The organism is Streptomyces sp. NPDC002784, assembly GCF_053592135.1.
The window spans coordinates 37,018-55,271 of record NZ_JBSFVD010000016.1; the positions used below are offsets into that span (position 1 = coordinate 37,018).

At 71.3% G+C, this 18,254-nt stretch carries 16 protein-coding genes and 1 pseudogene; 7 read left to right on the forward strand and 10 right to left on the reverse strand.

Annotation, left to right across the window (positions count from 1 at the left end; all coding sequences use genetic code 11):
• Window positions 1–67: 67 nt before the first annotated feature.
• On the reverse strand, window positions 68–541 hold the full coding sequence (aroQ, locus tag ACWD1Z_RS25015) for a type II 3-dehydroquinate dehydratase (RefSeq protein ID WP_451121817.1): 474 nt from the start codon (window positions 539–541) through the stop codon (window positions 68–70).
• Window positions 542–645: 104 nt separating this feature from the next.
• Here aroQ and ACWD1Z_RS25020 point away from each other — a divergent pair.
• Window positions 646–1,691, forward strand: a pseudogene (locus tag ACWD1Z_RS25020) (S66 family peptidase).
• Between the two features lie 87 nt (window positions 1,692–1,778).
• On the forward strand, window positions 1,779–3,050 hold the full coding sequence (locus ACWD1Z_RS25025) for an MFS transporter (RefSeq protein WP_451121937.1): 1,272 nt from the start codon (window positions 1,779–1,781) through the stop codon (window positions 3,048–3,050).
• Here the strand turns inward: ACWD1Z_RS25025 and ACWD1Z_RS25030 are convergent.
• The 6 genes from ACWD1Z_RS25030 to ACWD1Z_RS25055 form a co-directional block, all read right to left on the reverse strand.
• The gene (locus tag ACWD1Z_RS25030) at window positions 3,040–4,140 is read right to left on the reverse strand and encodes a calcium:proton antiporter (RefSeq protein ID WP_451121818.1); all 1,101 of its coding nucleotides are present in this window, start codon (window positions 4,138–4,140) and stop codon (window positions 3,040–3,042) included. The two genes, ACWD1Z_RS25025 and ACWD1Z_RS25030, sit on opposite strands and share 11 nt — an antisense overlap.
• Before the next feature lie 174 nt (window positions 4,141–4,314).
• Window positions 4,315–5,316, reverse strand: coding sequence for a TerC family protein (locus tag ACWD1Z_RS25035; protein WP_451121819.1), 1,002 nt, complete (start codon window positions 5,314–5,316; stop codon window positions 4,315–4,317).
• 254 nt (window positions 5,317–5,570) lie between these two features.
• Window positions 5,571–7,574 carry a TerD family protein gene (locus ACWD1Z_RS25040; protein WP_451121820.1) on the reverse strand — a complete coding sequence of 668 codons (2,004 nt, stop codon included), beginning with the start codon at window positions 7,572–7,574 and terminating at the stop codon, window positions 5,571–5,573.
• A gap of 59 nt (window positions 7,575–7,633) precedes the next feature.
• The gene (locus tag ACWD1Z_RS25045; protein WP_250070511.1) at window positions 7,634–8,212 is read right to left on the reverse strand and encodes a TerD family protein; all 579 of its coding nucleotides are present in this window, start codon (window positions 8,210–8,212) and stop codon (window positions 7,634–7,636) included.
• 151 nt (window positions 8,213–8,363) lie between these two features.
• Window positions 8,364–10,496 (reverse strand): excinuclease ABC subunit UvrB, encoded by a 2,133-nt coding sequence (gene uvrB / locus ACWD1Z_RS25050; protein ID WP_451121821.1) that lies wholly within the window; start codon window positions 10,494–10,496, stop codon window positions 8,364–8,366.
• Window positions 10,497–10,535: 39 nt separating this feature from the next.
• A complete protein-coding gene (locus tag ACWD1Z_RS25055; RefSeq protein WP_451121822.1) occupies window positions 10,536–11,402 on the reverse strand; it encodes an MHYT domain-containing protein in 867 nt (288 codons plus the stop codon).
• A gap of 277 nt (window positions 11,403–11,679) precedes the next feature.
• Between ACWD1Z_RS25055 and ACWD1Z_RS25060 the strand changes: the two genes are divergently transcribed.
• On the forward strand, window positions 11,680–12,552 hold the full coding sequence (locus ACWD1Z_RS25060; RefSeq protein ID WP_451121823.1) for a glycerophosphodiester phosphodiesterase: 873 nt from the start codon (window positions 11,680–11,682) through the stop codon (window positions 12,550–12,552).
• A 51-nt stretch (window positions 12,553–12,603) separates the two neighbouring features.
• Window positions 12,604–13,158, forward strand: coding sequence for a methylated-DNA--[protein]-cysteine S-methyltransferase (locus ACWD1Z_RS25065; protein ID WP_451121824.1), 555 nt, complete (start codon window positions 12,604–12,606; stop codon window positions 13,156–13,158).
• Between the two features lie 33 nt (window positions 13,159–13,191).
• On the opposite strand, the gene ACWD1Z_RS25070 is transcribed toward ACWD1Z_RS25065, so the two are convergent.
• On the reverse strand, window positions 13,192–13,620 hold the full coding sequence (locus ACWD1Z_RS25070; RefSeq protein ID WP_451121825.1) for a VOC family protein: 429 nt from the start codon (window positions 13,618–13,620) through the stop codon (window positions 13,192–13,194).
• Between the two features lie 100 nt (window positions 13,621–13,720).
• On the opposite strand from ACWD1Z_RS25070, the gene ACWD1Z_RS25075 reads away from it, so the two are divergent.
• On the forward strand, window positions 13,721–14,629 hold the full coding sequence (locus ACWD1Z_RS25075) for a pseudouridine-5'-phosphate glycosidase (protein ID WP_451121826.1): 909 nt from the start codon (window positions 13,721–13,723) through the stop codon (window positions 14,627–14,629).
• On the forward strand, window positions 14,626–15,537 hold the full coding sequence (locus ACWD1Z_RS25080; RefSeq protein ID WP_451121827.1) for a carbohydrate kinase family protein: 912 nt from the start codon (window positions 14,626–14,628) through the stop codon (window positions 15,535–15,537). The genes ACWD1Z_RS25075 and ACWD1Z_RS25080 overlap by 4 nt, the downstream gene beginning before the upstream one ends.
• An 83-nt stretch (window positions 15,538–15,620) precedes the next feature.
• Here ACWD1Z_RS25080 and ACWD1Z_RS25085 read toward each other — a convergent pair whose 3' ends face one another.
• Window positions 15,621–16,415 (reverse strand): methyltransferase, encoded by a 795-nt coding sequence (locus ACWD1Z_RS25085; protein ID WP_451121828.1) that lies wholly within the window; start codon window positions 16,413–16,415, stop codon window positions 15,621–15,623.
• Window positions 16,416–16,636: 221 nt separating this feature from the next.
• On the opposite strand from ACWD1Z_RS25085, the gene ACWD1Z_RS25090 reads away from it, so the two are divergent.
• Window positions 16,637–17,764: a magnesium and cobalt transport protein CorA gene (locus tag ACWD1Z_RS25090; RefSeq protein ID WP_451121829.1), complete on the forward strand. Its 1,128-nt coding sequence runs from the start codon at window positions 16,637–16,639 to the stop codon at window positions 17,762–17,764.
• 55 nt (window positions 17,765–17,819) lie between these two features.
• Here ACWD1Z_RS25090 and ACWD1Z_RS25095 read toward each other — a convergent pair whose 3' ends face one another.
• Window positions 17,820–18,248, reverse strand: a complete 429-nt coding sequence (locus ACWD1Z_RS25095) for a CBS domain-containing protein (RefSeq protein ID WP_451121830.1) — start codon at window positions 18,246–18,248, stop codon at window positions 17,820–17,822.
• Window positions 18,249–18,254: the final 6 nt, after the last annotated feature.

Below are 18,254 nucleotides of genomic sequence, written 5' to 3' on the forward strand. Positions count from 1 at the left end.
GGGCGCCCAGCCCGAGCGCCGGTAAGGGGCGCGCCTCCATGGGCGGCGCCTGTTACAGCGTGGCCGGTTACGTGGTGGCCTGCGCCGCCCCCACGAGCGCCGCGACGCGCTCGACGGCGAAGACATAGCCCTGCACACCGCATCCGGCGATCACCCCGTCGGCGCGCGCCGAGACGTAGGAGTGGTGGCGGAAGGACTCGCGCTGGTGGATGTTGGAGATGTGGACCTCCAACACCGGCATCCCGTCACAGGTGTTGAGCGCGTCCAGGATCGCGACGGAGGTATGCGAGTAGGCGGCCGGGTTGATGACGATCCCGCAGTGGTCCAGCCGCGCCTCGTGGATCCAGTCGACCAGCTCGCCCTCGTGGTTGGACTGGCGGAAGTCCACCGTTCCGCCGTGCGCGGCCGCCGCCTTGGCGCACATCGCCTCGACGTCGGCGAGGGTGTCGGAGCCGTAGATCTCGGGCTGACGCTGGCCGAGCAGGTTCAGGTTGGGGCCGTTGAGGATCATGATCGGGGCGTTGGCCAGGGTGCGGGGCACGGTTCCTCCGGTCCGTTCGGGGTCCAGCGGCCTCGGGGGGACCGCTGCTCAGACCCGGTTTATCACGGTGCGTGGGCGCGGCGACGGCCCCTACGCTGCCCGGCATGACGACGATCTCGTATCCCCCAAGCCCTCCCCCGGCGACCGCATCGCCGTCATCTCCCCCTCCAGCGGTCTGCCCGGTCTCTTCCCGCTCCCCTTCGAACTGGGCCTGGAGCGGCTGCGCAAGGAATACGGCCTGGAACCGGTGGAGTACCCGGCGACCCGCCGGATGGGCTCGTCGCCCCAGGAGCGGGCCGCCGACATCCACGCCGCCTTCGCCGCCCCGGACATCAAGGCGGTCATCGCGTCCATCGGCGGCGACGATCAGATCACCGTGCTGCCCTTCCTGGACCGGGAGTTGATCCGCGCCAACCCCAAGCCGTTCTTCGGGATGAGCGACAACACCAACCTGCTCGCCTTCCTGCGCGCCACCGGCATCGTCAGCTATCACGGCGGGTCCGTGATGTGCGAGCTGGGCCGCCCCGGCGCCATGCACCCGCAGACCGCCGACTCCCTGCGCGCGGCGCTGTTCACCTCCGGGGCCTATGAACTGCGGCCCGCCGAGCGCTGGAACGACATCAACGGCGACTGGGCCGACCCCGCCACCTTCGACGCCGAGCCGGAGACGCGGCCCGCCGCCGACTGGACGTGGGTGAACGCCGACCGTGTGGTGGAGGGCCGCAGTTGGGGCGGCTGTCTGGAGATCCTCGCCTGGATGCTGATGGCCGACCGGGAGATCCCGCGCGACCTCGCGGAGTTCGACGGCGGCGTGCTGCTCCTGGAGACCTCGGAGGAGCTGCCGAGCGGCACCGAGGTCTTCCGCACCCTGCGCGGCATGGGCGAGCGCGGCCTTCTCCAGCGCTTCTCCGCGCTGCTGATGGGCCGCGCGCGTACCTGGTCCTTCGAGCGCCCCAACGGTCCGCGGAAAGCGGCCCGTTACGCCCAGGAGCAGCGCGACGCCGTCCTGCGCGCCATGCAGGTGTATGCCCCCACCACGACCATCGTCTTCGACGTGGATCTCGGACACACCGATCCGCAGCTCGTGATCCCCTACGGCGGTCTGGTCCGGGTCGACGGACCGGCCCGGCGCATCACCGTCACGTACTGAGGCCCGGCGCCCGCGCCCCCGTAACCCTCCGTGACCGTGAGTAGTTGACGCGGCATGCACGATGCACGCACCGTAAAAGCGCCCTCCATGCTCCGGCTCGCGGCAGCCTCGCTCGCCGGGACCGCCATCGAGTTCTACGACTTCTTCGTCTACGGGACCGCCGCCGCGCTGGTTCTGGGGCCGCTGTTCTTCCCCACCTTCTCGCCGGTGGCGGGGACCCTGGCCGCGTTCGGGACGTTCGGGGTGGGGTTCTTCGCCCGGCCGCTGGGCTCGGTGCTGTTCGGGCACATCGGGGACCGGCACGGACGGCGGCCGGTCCTCGTCGCCTCCCTGCTGCTGACCGGCGCCTCCACGGTCGCGGTCGGCTGTGTGCCGACGTACGACACGATCGGGGTGGCCGCGCCCGTACTGCTGCTGGTGCTGCGCTTCCTGCAGGGGCTCGGGCTCGGCGGGGAGTGGGGCGGGGCCGTCCTGCTGACCGCGGAGCACGCGCCGGCCGAGCGGCGCGGGCTGTGGTCGAGCTTTCCGCAGGTGGGCCCGGCGGTCGGCTTTCTGCTCGCGAACGGGGTGACGCTGGCGCTGGCGGCGACCCTGTCCGAGGCGCAGTTCGCCGCCTGGGGCTGGCGGGTGCCGTTCTGGGCGGCGGGGGTGCTGGCCGTGGCGGGGCTGTGGCTCAGGTCGTCGCTCACCGAGAGCCCGCAGTTCCTGAAGATCGACGACCACGCGCGCATGCCGCTCGCCGAGGTGGTGCGCGACCACTGGCGGCTCGTCCTGCTGACGGCCGGCGCCCTGGCGGTCGGGTACGCGATCTTCTACGCGGTGACGACCTGGTCCCTCGCCTACGGGACGGAACGGCTCGGGGTCAGCCGTACGGTGATGCTGGTCTGCATCATGGGCGCGGTGCTGGTGAAGGGGTCGCTGACCCCGGTGGCGGCGCTGCTCGGGGACCGGTACGGGCGACGGCCGATGTGCCTGGCCGGGTGCGCGGCGGCCGCGGTGTGGATGTTCCCCATGGTCGCGCTGCTCGCCACCGGCGCGCCCCTGCTGATGTTCCTCGGCTTCCTCGGCGCGATGCTGGCGTTCATCACGATGTTCGCCGTCATCGCCGCCTATCTGCCGGAGCTGTACGAGCCGCGGGTGCGCTGCACGGGCGCCGCGGTCGGCTACAACCTCGGCGGGGTCCTGGGCGGCGCGCTCACCCCGATCGCGGCGACCGCGCTGGCCGAGCAGGGCGGGCGGGTGCCGTGGGGGGTGGGGGCGTATCTGACCGGGATCGCGCTGGTCAGTCTGGGCTGCTTCGCGCTGCTGCCGGAGACGCGCCCCGCGCGGGCGGTGGCGCCGGCGCCGGTCATGGATTGATCGCGAGTTCCAGGTAGGCGGCGAAGATCACCAGGTGCACGCCGCCCTGGAGGGGCGTGGCGCGCCCCGGCACCACGGTCAGGGAGCTCACCACGACCGTCAGGGCGAGCAGCACCATATGGGTGGCGCCCAGGCCGAGGACGAGCGGGCCGGAGAGCCAGATCGTCGCCAGGGCGACCGCGGGGATGGTCAGTCCGATGCTGGCCATCGCCGAGCCGAGCGCGAGGTTCAGGCTGGTCTGCACCCGGTCGCGGCGGGCGGAGCGCAGCGCGGCGATCGTCTCGGGCAGCAGCACCAGCAGGGCGATGATCACACCGACGACGGCGTGCCCGAGGCCGGCCGACTCCACCCCGGTCTCGATGGTGGGCGACACCGCCTTGGCCAGTCCGACGACGCCGATCAGGGCCAGACCCAGCAGGCCCAGGCTGATCAGCGCGGTGCGGGCGGAGGGCGCGTCGGCGTGGTCGTCCGCGGTGATCACTTCGCCGTGCCGGGTGATGGGCAGGAAGTAGTCGCGGTGCCGCACGGTCTGGGTCGCCACGAACAAGCCGTACAGGACGAGCGAGGAGAGCGCGGCGAAGGTCAGCTGGAGGCTGGAGAACTCCGGGCCGGGCTGGCTGGTGGTGAAGGTCGGCAGGACCAGGCTGAGGGTGGCCAGGGTGGCGACGGTCGCCAGGGCCGCGCCGGTGCCCTCGGGGTTGAAGACCGCGATGCCGTGGCGCAGGGAGGCGACCAGGAGGCAGAGGCCGACGATGCCGTTGCAGGTGATCATCACGGCGGCGAACACCGTGTCCCGGGCCAGCGTCGCGCCCTTGCTGCCGCCGTCCGCCATCAGGGTGACGATCAGGGCGACCTCGATGACCGTCACCGCGACGGCGAGGACCAGGGAGCCGAAGGGTTCGCCCACCCGGTGGGCGACGACCTCGGCGTGGTGGACGGCGGCGAGGACGGCTCCGGCGAGCACCACGGTCACCAGCGCGACGATCGCGCCCGGCAGGTCCCGGCCCCAGGTGAGGACCAGCAGGATTACCGCGAGCACCGGCACGACGACCGTCCACCGGGTGGTGAGCGACCTGAGCCGAGCGATCATGGAGCGATCGTCGCAAAGGCGGACGGGCGCCGCATGTCGGCCGTGCCGGGGGCCCGTGCGCCTTGGCGGGGGTTGCTGGGTGTCGCCGTATCCGAACAACGCAAGCACCGGGAGGGATGCTCGGCAATCGCCGCGCACCCCTCCCGGTGGTGGTCGTCTCTGCGCCCGAAGCCGTCAGGCCTCGATGCTGTCCTTCGGAGCGCCTTCGCTCCCCTTCTGCGCCGCCTCGGCCGCCGCCTGCTTCTTGGAAGCACGGAGGCTGGTGATCGTGGTGACGATCAGGACGGAGCAGATCACGCCCAGCGAGACCGGAATGCTGATCTCCGGGACGTGCACCCCGGACTCGTGCAGCGCGTGCAGCACCAGCTTCACGCCGATGAAGCCGAGGATGATCGACAGGCCGTAGCTGAGGTGGACCAGCTTCTTGAGCAGGCCGCCGATCAGGAAGTACAGCTGCCGCAGACCCATCAGGGCGAAGGCGTTGGCGGTGAAGACGATGTACGGGTCCTGGGTCAGGCCGAAGATCGCGGGGATGGAGTCCAGGGCGAACAGGACGTCCGTCGTACCGATCGCGAGCATCACGACCAGCATCGGGGTCATGACCCGCTTGCCGTTCTCCTGGATCCACAGCTTGGTGCCGTGGTAGCGGTCGGCGACTCCGAAGCGGCGCTCGGCGGCCTTGAGGAGCTTGTTCTCCTCGTACTCCTCGTCGTCCGCGGTGGCCCGGGCCTCCTGGATGAGCTTCCAGGCGGTCCAGATCAGGAAGGCGCCGAAGAGGTAGAACACCCAGGAGAAGCTGGCGAGGATCGCGGCACCGGCGGCGATGAAGATCGCGCGCAGTACCAGCGCTATCAGCACGCCGATGAGGAGCACTCGCTGCTGGTACTGCGAGGGCACGGCGAACTTCGCCATGATCAGGACGAAGACGAAGAGGTTGTCGACGCTCAGCGACTTCTCGGTGATGAAGCCGGCGAAGAACTCACCGGCGGGCTGGCCGCCGCCGAAGATCAGCAGGCCGAGGCCGAAGAGACCGGCCAGGATGATCCAGACGGCGGTCCAGATCCCGGCTTCCTTGATGGACACGTCGTGCGGCTTGCGGCCGATGAAGAAGTCGACCGCGATGAGGGCGGCAAGGCCCACGATCGTCAGGACCCACAGGGTCAGGGAAACATCCACTGCGCCTCCGGCAGTACGTAACGGCAAATGTCAGCGTCGTCGCTGCCGGAGGTCTCTTCCACCCGCGCACGGGCCGACGCCCCGGGATCTGGCCTGATCCGTATTGACGGGGACGCCGCAGTAGTCAGGGAGTACTCCCCTCCGCACCAACGAGAGTACCCAATCACCAAGGATTGGTAAAGAGGGAAGTAAAGGAAGACCCAAAAGACCAGGTCAATGAGGCTTTACGGTTGCTTTGTAAAGCCTGGATCAGCTCATCGGTCAAAAGAACGGCGCGCTGCGGCCACTTGGGTGAGCACCTGCTGGAGCACCTGACTGCCGGGCGGCACGAGCGGGGGCTCGTAGGTCCAGGCGTGGCCCACCCAGGGGTCGGCGAGATGGTCCTCGGCCACCGGGGTCAGTCGCAGCAGCGAACGCCACAGCGGGTCCAGCAGCGGCCCGTAGGCGGATGCCTCCTCGCGGTCGGCGACCATCATCAGGTGGACGCCGACGGACGGCCCCTCGTCCGCGAGGTAGCGCAGCTGGTTCACGGCGCGGTCGTCGAAGCCGTGCGGGAAGTCATGGACGATCAGCAGTTGCTCGGCGGTGTCGAAGCCGGGCGGCAGCGACTCCGACGCACCGCCGCGCACCGCCATCTGCACCAGGTCGACGCGCTGGGTGAGCTTGCCGAGGACCTCCGTCACCCCCGCCGCCCCCACGGCGGGCGGCGCCGCGAGCACACCGGTCTGCACCAGCGGGGCGAGCGCCTGGGCGCCGGAACCGGCCGGGTCGATCACATGGACCGTGAAGTCCCCCGCCGGGTAGACGGCGAGCAGCCGGGCCGCGTGGGCCACGGCCGTCTCCAGCGCGAGCCGGCGCAGGTCGTGGGAGTCGTGGAAGGCGTCGTCGAGCGACCCGGACGCTCCGCTGTCGATCCACAGACCGCGCTCCAGCGGCAGCCGGACCAGCATCGGTATGCGCAGCGGATCGCTCTCGGGCAGGTGCAGATCGCCCAGGCGCAGTGCCATGGGCGTCTCCATCGGCACGCGGTAGGCGTGCCAGACGGGGTTGTCCCAGCGCGCGTACGATGCCGGCAGGGCGGGCTCGACGACGTCGGACTCGGCGGTGAGCTGGGCGAGGTCCCGGTCGAGGGTGGCCCTGGCCTGGTCCACGAGCTGGGCGTGCTTGGCCTGGGCCGCCTCGCGCGCCGCGTCGCCCTGGCCGCCGATCCGGCTGCGCGGGTCGGACAGGACCTGGTCGAGCTCCTTCTCCATGCGCGAGTCGGCGAAGTCGACGGCGCTGCGGTAGGCGGCCGTCGACCGGGCCAGGTCCTCGAACATGCCCCAGACCTGGTTGTAGAGCCGCTCTTCCATGGACCAGCCGGTGGCGTCGCCCGCGACGGGCTGCCCGGGCTGACCCGGCCGGGCCGGGGGCGCGGGCGGGGCGGGCGGCGGCGGGGCGGTGCTCCGCCGGCCCGGGTGGCTGTAGTCGATGCCGCCGGTGGTGGGCGGGTCCGCGGGCCCGGACGGGTAGCCGGCCGCGGGGGTGTGCTGCGGCGGCTGTCCGCCGTACGGCGATGTGGCGGGCGTCGGCGTCGGCGGTACGGCGGGGCCGCCCTGGGTGGCGTACGGCGAGGTGGGCGCGGTGCCGCCCTGGTCGGGGCCGACGGCCGGGGCCGCCGGCTGCCGGGAGCGGTCGCCCTGGAGGGGGGCCTGGACCGATCGGGCCACGCCCTGGGCCACCGCGTCGTTGATGCCCCCGGCCAGCAGACCCGCCTCGGGCAGGTTCTGGTCGGCGAGGAGTTCGGCGAGGCCGCCCGCGTAGCCCTGGCCGATGGCGCGCACCTTCCAGGCGCCCTGGCGGCGGTAGAGCTCCAGGGCGACGACGGCCGACTCGGCGTCCAGTCCGGTGATGGTGTAGCTGGCCACCTCGGAGCCGTCGAGGCCGGTGACCGCGATGAAGGGGGCGGCGACCGCGCCGAAGCGGACCGGGCCCCCCACGCCGGTGGGCAGGGCGAGCAGCACACTGACCCGGTGCACGGCCTCCGGCACGGCGTCCAGGTCCACCGCGAGGCGATGGTCGGCGGCCGCCTGCCGGGAGACCTCCAGGCCCGGCAGGGTGGGCGCGCCCGGATGGGCCACCCACTCGCTGCCCTGGATCTTGCCGTTCTCGTCGCTGAGCGTGGCGCCCGCCACGACCGGCGCGCCGGCCGAGACCCGGATCTCGAGACGGGACTGGGGAAGCGGGTGGTTCTGCCCCCGCACCAGCTCGGCCGTCATCGCCTTCGTCCCCCTGTGTCGCTGATCTCGTGGTGGTGTGTGCTGCTCGCCCGGTGGGCCTACAGGTGCGGCAGGATCGCCGGCATCAGGTCCTGGAAGGTGCGGCCGTTGGCCGGCGTACCGATGGCGGTCATCGTCCAGCCCGGGCCGTTGCGGTGCACCTTCGCCATGATCTGCGCGGTGTAGGCACCACCGCCGGCGAGGGTGTAGCGGGCCAGCTCCTGGCCGTTGGTCTCGTCGACGATGCGGCAGAACGCGTTCTGCACTTCCTGGAACGTCTGGCCCGTGAAGGAGTTCACGGTGAAGACGATCTGGTCGATGTGGACCGGGATCCGCTGCAGGTCGACGAGGATCGCCTCGTCGTCGCCGCCCTGGCCGACACCGCCGACCAGGTTGTCACCGGTGTGCCGGACCGAGCCGTCGTCGCTCACCAGGTGACGGAAGAAGACCACGTCGACCGGCTGCTTGTCGGCGAACAGAACGGCGGAGGCATCGAGGTCGACCTCCCGGGTGCGCGAGCCGAACAGGCCGCGCCGGGGGGCCGCCTGCCAGCCGAGACCCATGCGCACCGCGGTCAGGCTGCCGCCGTCGTTCTTCTGCAGACTGATGGCCTGACCCTTGGTCATGTTGACGGTCACGCGCTGATTCCCCTCTCGAACTGTCCCCTGTTGCCGCGGAGTCCGCGGATGACGAGAACCCTACGCAGGGGCACTGACAGTGCCGTACCCAGGGCCGCACTTTGTGTCGGTCTTGCAACACTCGCGCGCCCGCGCGGTCCCCACTGTCCTCTCAGGCCAGGCCCGCCTCCTTCATCTGCCGCAGTTCCTTCTTCATCTCGGAGACCTCGTCGCGCAGCCGTGCCGCGATCTCGAACTGGAGGTCGGCCGCGGCGGCGCGCATCCGCGCGGTCATCTCCTCGATCTGCTCGGTGAGCTCGGCGGCGGGCCGGTCGGTGGGCACGGTCTGCTTGGCCTTGCCCTTGGTGCCGCCCTTGGCGGCCTTGCCGCCGAGCGCGGGCACCGGGGCCTTGGCGCCCTTGCCGTCCTTGGTCTTGCGGTAGCCGGAACCGAGCAGCTGCTCGGTGTCGACGTCCTCGCGGGCGATCTGCGCGACGATGTCGTTGATCTTCTTGCGCAGCGGCTGCGGGTCGATGCCCCGGGCCTTGTTGTACGCGATCTGCTTCTCCCGGCGGCGGTTGGTCTCGTCGATGGCCTTCTCCATCGCCGGGGTGATCTTGTCGGCATACATGTGGACCTGGCCGGAGACGTTCCGCGCGGCGCGGCCGATGGTCTGGATGAGGGAGGTGCCCGAACGCAGGAAGCCCTCCTTGTCCGCGTCGAGGATGGCCACCAGGGAGACCTCGGGCAGGTCCAGGCCCTCGCGCAGGAGGTTGATGCCGACCAGCACGTCGTACTCACCGGCGCGCAGTTCGCGCAGCAGTTCCACGCGGCGCAGGGTGTCGACGTCGCTGTGCAGATAGCGCACCTGGATGCCGAGTTCGAGGAAGTAGTCGGTGAGGTCCTCGGCCATCTTCTTGGTGAGCGTGGTGACCAGGACCCGCTCGTCCTTCTCGGTGCGCTTGCGGATCTCGTGCACCAGGTCGTCGATCTGGCCCTCGGTGGACTTGACCACGACCTCGGGGTCGATCAGGCCGGTGGGGCGGATGATCTGCTCCACGGCGCCGTCGGAGCGCGAGAGCTCGTACTGGCCCGGGGTCGCCGACAGATAGACCGTCTGCCCGATGCGCTCCTGGAACTCCTCCCACTTCAGCGGGCGGTTGTCCAGGGCGGAGGGCAGCCGGAAGCCGTGGTCCACGAGGGTGCGCTTGCGGGAGGCGTCGCCCTCGTACATCGCGCCGATCTGCGGCACGGTCACATGGGACTCGTCGATGACGAGCAGGAAGTCGTCCGGGAAGTAGTCGAGCAGGGTGTTGGGCGGGGAGCCGGGCAGGCGGCCGTCGAAGTGCATCGAGTAGTTCTCGACACCGGAGCAGGTGCCGATCTGGCGGAGCATCTCGAGGTCGTAGGTGGTGCGCATGCGCAGGCGCTGGGCCTCCAGCAGCTTGCCCTGCTTCTCCATCTCGGCGAGGCGCTCCGCCAGCTCCTTCTCGATGTCGTTGACGGCCCGCTCCATGCGCTCGGGGCCGGCGACGTAGTGCGAGGCCGGGAAGACGTACAGCTGCTGGTCGTCGCTGATGATCTCGCCGGTGAGCGGGTGCAGGGTGGACAGCGCCTCGATCTCGTCGCCGAACATCTCGATGCGGACGGCCAGCTCCTCGTAGACCGGGAAGATCTCGATGGTGTCGCCGCGCACGCGGAAGGTGCCGCGGCTGAAGGCCAGGTCGTTGCGGGTGTACTGGATGTCCACGAAGCGGCGCAGCAGCTGGTCGCGGTCGATCTCCTCGCCGACCTTGAGGGGGACCATCCGGTCCACGTACTCCTGCGGGGTGCCGAGGCCGTAGATGCAGGAGACCGAGGCGACCACGACGACATCGCGGCGGGTGAGCAGCGAGTTGGTGGCGGAGTGGCGCAGCCGCTCGACCTCCTCGTTGATCGAGGAGTCCTTCTCGATGTAGGTGTCCGACTGCGGGACGTACGCCTCGGGCTGGTAGTAGTCGTAGTACGAGACGAAGTACTCGACGGCGTTGTTCGGCAGCAGCTCGCGGAACTCGTTCGCCAGCTGGGCGGCCAGGGTCTTGTTCGGCGCCATGACCAGGGTGGGGCGCTGGAGCTGCTCGATCATCCACGCGGTGGTGGCGGACTTGCCGGTGCCGGTCGCGCCGAGCAGGACGACGTCCTTCTCACCTGCCTTGATGCGCCGGGCGAGGTCGGCGATGGCCTGCGGCTGGTCGCCGCTGGGCTGGTAGGAGCTGACGACCTCGAAGGGCGCCACCGTGCGTTCGATGCTGGAAACGGGCCGCATGCATCCACCGTACGGCCCCCCACTGACAACGCGTCCCGATCAGCGGTTCTGCGGGGTGCGGGGGCGGTTGTCGCCGAGGGTGCGGCGCGTGCGGAGCGGGGGCCGGCGGGCGGTGTGGGCGGCGGCGGTGTGGGCGGGGATGCCGGGCTTGTCGTCCACGGGGGCCAGGCCGGGCTTGCCCATGACCATCAGGGGGTCGACCATCACGACGACTCCGGCCAGCAGCAGGAAGGTGAGCGGGCCGATCATCATGGGCGCGAGCAGGGACGCCGGCGAGTCGCCCGTGGTGGTGTCCTGGGTGGTGTGCAGATGGACGCTGAGGGCGGCCATGCCGGTGTAGTGCATGCCGCTCACGGCGAGCCCCATGACGAGGCTCGCGCCCACGCTCCACAGGAAGCCCCTGACCTGTCCGGCGGCCCACAGGGCGGCGGTGGCCGCGGCCATGGCTATGGCGACGGAGGCGGCGACGGTGAGGGTGTTGTACTCCAGCTTGCCGTTGAGCTGGAGGCCCGCCATGCCCAGGTAGTGCATGGAGGCGATGCCGAGTCCGGTGATGGTGCCGCCGGTGAACAGGGCGGCGCCGCGCGCGCCCCGGTAGCCGACGATGAAGATCCCGATGCCGACCATGACGACGGCGACGGCGAGGCTCGCGAACGTCATCGGCCTGTCGTAGTGGATCGGCGTCTCCTGGACCGTGAACCCCATCATCGCGACGAAGTGCATGGTCCAGATGCCGGAACCGATGGCCGCCGAGCCGAGGGCGAGCCAGCCGGGGCGCCAGGAGCGGGTGAGGAGCATCGCTCTGGTGGTGCAGCGCAGGCCGAGGGCACCGCCGAGGCAGGCCATGAGGTAGGCCACCAGCGGTGTGACGAGGCCGTAGCTGAATCCGTCGACCGTGCCCTGCATGCGCGGCTGTCCTTCCGCCCTCTTGCGTCCCGGAATGTGCTGATATCCGCCCCCCTCCCAGGACCGCCCGAGCGGCCAGGGCCGAGGCAGAGAGTATGACCTCAACCGGAATGGTCGAACGACTTTCCGGCAAAGAAACACGGCCCTGCCCCAGTTGTGCGGCAGTGGTGAACGGACCTGGGCAACCCTTCAGTCCATGGCCATTCTGCAACCCCCTGATGTTGACGCGCTGCTGCCAGAGTGGAGCCGTCCGTGACGCTCGTCAAAAGGAGTACCCATGCCCGCGCGCGTTGTTGCCGTCACGACCACCGCGCTCCTGGGAACCGTCGCCTTCCTGCTGCCGCCCGCCGACACCCGCGCGGACGTCACCGGCACACCGCCGACCGTCCTCGCCCACCGGGGCGCCTCGGCCTACGCGCCCGAGAACACCCTCGCCGCCGTCGACGCGGCGGCCCGGCTCGGCGTCCGGTGGGTCGAGAACGACGTCCAGCGCACCAAGGACGGCGTGCTGGTCGTCCTCCACGACGACAACCTGCGGCGGACGACCGACGTGAAGAAGGTCTTCCCCGGCCGGGCCCCCTGGAAGGTGAAGGATTTCACGGCCGACGAGATCGCCCGCCTGGACGCCGGGAGCTGGTTCGGCCCCGCGTACGCGGGCGCGCGCGTGCCGACGCTGGAGCAGTACATGGACCGCGTCGAACGGCACCGCCAGAAGCTGCTCCTGGAGATCAAGAACCCCGGCCTGTACCCGGGCATCGAACGGCAGACCCTGAAGGTGCTCGGCAACGAGGGCTGGCTCGACCGGCGTCACCTGGGCCGGCTGATCGTGCAGAGCTTCAGCGCGGACAGCGTGCGGACCGTCCACGACCTCAAGCCGGCGGTGAAGACCGGGTTCCTCGGCACACCGGCCGTGGCGGACCTGCCCCGGTACGCCGAGTTCACCGACCAGATCAACCCCTCCCACACCTCGCTCTCCACGGGCTACGTCGCCGCCGTGCACGCCTTCACCGGAGCGCACGGCAAGCCGCTGGAGGTCTTCACCTGGACCGTCGACGACGCGGTGAACGCCCGGCGGGTGGCCGGGTACGGCGTCGACGGCATCATCACCAACAGGCCGGACGTGGTGCGGGACGCGGTGCGCGGCAGGTGACGGGCTGAAGGGAGCCCGGCGTTGTCAGTGCCGGACCGTACGGTGGGAGGCATGGACAGCCATGGGCAGTACGAGCGGCAGGTCGTATGGGCGGTCGTCGGCACCGACATCGGTCCGCTGCTGCTGGCCGCGACCCGCGAGGGCCTGGTCAGTGTCGTCTTCCACGCCACCGACGCGGTGCGCGAGAGGGCCCTGGACCGGCTCGCGTCCCGGCTGGGCGCCGAGCCGGTCCAGGCGCCCGGCTCCCCTCTGCTCGCCGAGGCGATACGCCAGCTGACGGCCTACTTCGCGGGCGAGCGCCATGACTTCGAGCTGCCGCTGAACTGGTCGCTGATCTCGGGTTTCCACCGGCAGGTGCTGGGCGAACTGGCCGCCGGTGTGCCGTACGGCTCGGTCGTCGGCTACGGCGATCTGGCCGCGCGGGTCGGGCAGCCGGGCGCCGCGCAGGCGGTCGGCATGGCGATGGGCGCCAATCCGCTGCCGGTGGTCGTGCCCTGCCACCGGGTGGTGGAGAGCGACGGCGGCATCGGCGGCTTCGGGGGCGGCCTGGAGACCAAGCGGAAGCTGCTCGCCCTGGAAGGCGTGCTGCCCGAGCCGCTGTTCTGAGCGCCTCGGCGCCGCGTGCGGTGCGTCCGGCCGCTAGTCGTAGTGGCGGGCCTCGAAGACGTTCCCGTCCGGGTCGCGGAAGTAGAAGCTGCGCTTGGCCAGGCCGCGGGCGCCGAAGGAGTCGAAGGTGACGTCGGAGACCGGTACCGCGCACTCCTCCAGGCGGCCGAGGAGCGCGTCGAAGCCGTCCGCCGGGAGGGCGACGCAGATGTGGTTGACCGGGTGGCCCGCGCTCTGCGCGGCTCCCGCGAGCATCTTCATGCGTTCGGCCATGGCCAGCGGCATGAGGTCGATGATGGTCTCCTCGTTGAGCCGCACCGAGGGGAAGGGCACCTGTCCGGTGGCGTACTCCGCGAGTCGTACGGGCTCCGTGCCGAGCGTCTTCTCGTAGAACTCGGCCGAGCCGATCGGGTCGCTCACCCAGAGGACGACATGGTCGAGTCGTGCGGTGTGGTCGGTCATGCGTCCCAGGCTGGTGTCGTCCCTCACCGGCCGCAAGTGGTTTGACCGGGCGCCGGGCCCGCCAGGGATGAGGGAGAAGCGACGGACAGGAGGCGGGCGCGTGGTGCTGGTGGTGTCGGAAGAGGTGCGGGACGCGATCGGCGCGCGGCGACCCGTGGTGGCTTTGGAGTCCACGATCATCGCGCACGGGCTGCCCCGCCCGCGCAATCTCCAGGTGGCCCTGGAGCTGGAGGACGTCGTACGGCGCGAGGGCGCCGTGCCCGCGACCGTCGCCGTGCTCGACGGGCGCCCCCATGTCGGCCTCGACAAGGAGCAGTTGGAGCGGGTCGCCAACGAGGACGGGATCCGCAAGCTGGGCCACCGTGATCTGCCGCTCGCGGTGGCGGCCGGGGCGAGCGGGGCGACCACGGTGTCGGCGACGGCCCTGCTGGCGGCCCTGGCGGGCGTGCGGGTGTTCGCGACGGGCGGGCTCGGCGGGGTGCACCGGGAGTGGATGGTGACCCAGGACGAGTCGGCGGACCTGGGCCTGCTGGCCCGCACCCGCATCACGGTGGTCTGCGCGGGCGTGAAGTCGATCCTGGACGTGCCGGCCACGCTCCAGCGGCTGGAGACGCTGGGTGTCGCGGTGGCCGGGTACGGCACGGACCGCTTCCCCGGCTTCTACCTGTCGGACTCGGGCCATCCCGTGGACTGGACGCTGCGGTCGCCGGAGGAGGCGGCGGAGGTGATGCGCGCCCAGGACGCCCTCGGCGGCCCGGAGTCGGCGCTGATCGTCGCCAATCCCGTCCCGGAGGCCGAGCAACTGGACCCCGAGCTGCACGCGCGTGTGCTCGCCGAGGCGCTGCACGCGTGCGAGGAGGAGGGGGTCACCGGTCAGGCGGTCACCCCGTTCCTGCTCGACTACCTGGTGCGGCACACCGACGGGGCCTCGCTCAGTGCCAATCTGGCGGCGGTGCGCGGCAACGTACGGCTGGCGGCGCGGATCGCGGCGGCCCGGGCCCGGGCATGACGACCGTGCCGGACGGTGCCCTGCTGGTCGTCGGCGATGTCGTCACGGACGTGATCGCCCGGCACCGGGGACCGCTCGCCTCGGGCACGGACACGGCCGCCGTGATCCGTACGGTGCCCGGCGGCGCGGGCGCCAACGTGGCCTGCTGGGCCGCGTACCGCTCGGGCGTGGAGGTACGGCTGCTCGGGCGGGTGGGCGCTGACGCGGCGGCCTGGCACGAGCGGGAGCTGGCCGCCGGCGGTGTGCGGCCCCGGCTGGTCGTCGACCCGGACGCGCCGACCGGCACGGTGATCTGCCTGGTGGACACCGGTGCAGCGGCCGAGCGGACCTTCCTGACCGACAGCGGCGCCTCGCTGCGGCTGGAGCCCGGCGACTGGTCGGACGCGCTGCTCGACGGGGTCGCCCGGCTGCACCTGTCGGGCTACCTGCTGTTCTCCGCACCGAGCCGCGCGCTGGTGGCGGTGGCCCTGGAGTCGGCACGCGCGCGGGGCGTGCCGGTGAGTCTGGACCCGGCCTCGGCCGGGTTCCTGGTGGAGCTGGGTGTGGACCGCTTCCTGACGCTCGTCGACGGCGTCGACGTGCTGCTGCCCAGCCGTGACGAGGCGTGTCTGCTGACGGGGCTGCCCGACGCGGCCGACGCGGCGGCCAAGTTGAGCCGCCATGTCCCGCTCGTCGTCAAGCGGGGCGCGGGCGGTGCGCTGGTGGCGCGGGCCGGCGCGGTGTCCGCCCGGATACCGGCGGCGCCTGCGACGCCGACCGACACCACGGGGGCGGGTGACGCCTTCACCGGCGCGTTCCTGGCGGCCCTGGTCCGGGGCGCCGAGCCGGTAGAGGCGGCGCGGGAGGGGTGCAGGGCGGGGGCGCTGGCGGTGGAGCGGGTGGGCGGCAGACCGCCGGGGACGGACTGACGGCACGGACCGGGCGCGCCCCGGATCGAGCGCCGGGCACCGCGCACCGGCACCCCGGCCACACCCCTGACCCCCACTCCCCCTTACCCCTTGCGCCCCCACGCCGAGATCATCGGCGCCGTGGCCAGGTCCATCCCTCCCGAGGCGACATTGCTCAGATGGCGGTCGATCTCCGCGTCCGTGGCGAAGCCCGCGGCGACGAGCTGCTCGCGAACCTGCCGGATCGTCGCCGACTCCAGCGCGGCGCACGCCGGGGAGCTCAGCGGGAAGTAGGCGTCGGCCTGCACCCGCTGAAGCCCCGTCTCCCGCAGCAGCCGCGGGAGTCCGCGCCCGTAGGAGAGGTCGGCGCCGCGGTCGGCGAGGAGCTTGCGGAAGCCCTGCCGCAGACGGTTCGCCAGCTGCTGGTCGGGGCCGTACTCGTCGGGGCAGACCAGGGGCTGCAGGGCGGGATCGGCGTCCTCGACCAGCAGTCGTCCGCCGGGCCGCAGGGCGCTGACCATGAACCGCAACGCCCTTGCCCGGTCGGGGACATGGACGAGGACGAGCCGGGCATGCACCAGATCGAAGCCCTCCCCGGGCGGCTGCTCGGTTCCCACGTCGTGGACCCGCACCTCCACGGGCGGCCGGGCCGCCGCGGCGACCCGCGAGGTGTCGATGTCCGTTGCCACCACCCGTCCGGTCGGTCCGACCTTCTTGGCCAGCCACGACACCACGGAGGTGCCGCCCGCGCCGACCTCCCAGCAGCGCCAGCCGGACCCGATGCCGAAGGACTCGAAGTGCCGGAAGGTGGTGGGATCGAAGAGTGCGGCGAAGGCGTCGAAGCGCTCGCCCGCTTCACGCTGCCGGTTGTCCAGGAGGTACCCGTCGGATCGCGTCATGCCGGGATCATCCCAGTTATCCCTCTTGTCCGAAGGGGTCGACGCGCACCCGGACCCGGTTCGCGACCCGGCCGAACCGGGTTTGTCCACAGCCGGGAACCAAGCGGAATGCGATGCTCCCACAGGCTCACCCGGCTCTCACGCCGAACTGGCAGACTGGCGCGACCAGCGCGGGAAGAGCGGCGCGAGGAGATCCACGCACGGCACGCAAGGAGATCCAGATGTCCATGGCAGGAAATCTGCGGAAGGTCACGAGCCTCGGCACGGTCGGCGGCCTGCGCAAGGTGGCGCGGCTGGCCCGGCGGCGGCGCCGCGTCGACCTGAGCCACCCGGCTCGCTCCCCGCTGGGCTCCTCCGTGGTGAACTGCGTGAGCTATCGCGAGGGCCGGAGGGTTCCGGGGGGCGGCGATCTGGTCGAGACCGTGGAGCAGGTGCGCAAGCACGGCGACGGTTTCGTCTGGCTGGGTCTGCACGAGCCGACGGACCTGGAGTTCGCGGACATCGCCGAGCTCTTCGAGCTGCATCCGCTGGCCGTCGAGGACGCGATCGAGGCCCATCAGCGTCCGAAGCTGGAGCGCTACGACGAGACGCTGTTCGCGGTGTTCAAGACGGTCTGCTACGTCGAGCACGAGGAGCTCACGGCGACCAGCGAGGTGGTGGACACCGGCGAGATCATGGTCTTCACCGGCCATGACTTCGTGATCACCGTGCGGCACGGGCGGCACGGCTCACTGGGTCCGCTGCGCGAGGGGCTGGAGTCCGAGCCCGAGCAGCTCGCCAAGGGCCCGGCCGCGGTGCTGCACGCCATCGCGGACCATGTGGTCGACGAGTATCTGAGCGTCACCGACTCCGTGCAGGGGGACCTCGACCAGGTGGAGACGGATGTGTTCGCGGAGGCCGGCGCCCGCGTCGACCCGGGCCGGATCTACCAGCTCAAGCGTGAACTGCTGGAACTGAAGCGGGCGGTGGCACCGCTGGCGCGACCCCTGGAGGAGCTCGCCACCCGGCCGATACGGGTGGTGGATCCGGAGATACAGGCGTACTTCCGGGACGTCACCGATCATCTGCTGCGGGTCAAGGACCAGATCGCCTCCTTCGACGAGCTGCTCAACTCGATCCTCCAGGCGCACCTCGCGCAGGTCACGGTCGCGCAGAACGAGGACATGCGGAAGATCACGGCCTGGGCCGCGCTGGTCGCCGTACCGACGATGGTCTGCGGGGTCTACGGCATGAACTTCGAGCACATGCCGGAGCTGCACTGGCAGTTCGGCTACCCGCTGGTCATGGGGGTGATAGCCGTGGCGTGTCTGACGCTGTACCGCGGGTTCCGGCGCAACGGCTGGCTGTAGGGCGCGCCGACACCCCCGGCGGCGGTTGCCCGGCCGGGGGTGCGAGGGACGGTCCTCAGTGCGCGGGGGTCCGGGCGTAGACGCTCTCGGCCCAGGCGCCGATCTGGTCGTCCGACAGATGCCGGGCCAGGTCGGCCTCGCTGATCATGCCGACCAGGCGCTTGTTCTCGATGACGGGGAGCCTGCGGATCTGGTGCTCCTTCATCTCCCGGAGCACCTCGCCGACGTCGGCGTCCGCCTCGATCCAGCGCGGGGTGCCCTGGGCCATCTCGCCGGCGGTGACCTTGGCCGGGTCGTGCCCCATGGCCACGCAGCCGACGACGATGTCGCGGTCGGTGAGGATGCCGCAGAGGCGTTCGTTCGCGTCGCTGATGGGCAGCGCTCCGACGCCGAGGTCGCGCATCAGCTGGGCGGCGTGGTCCAGGGTCTCGTGCGCCGGGATCCACTGGGCTCCGCGGTGCATGATGTCTCCGGCAGTGGTCATGGAGTA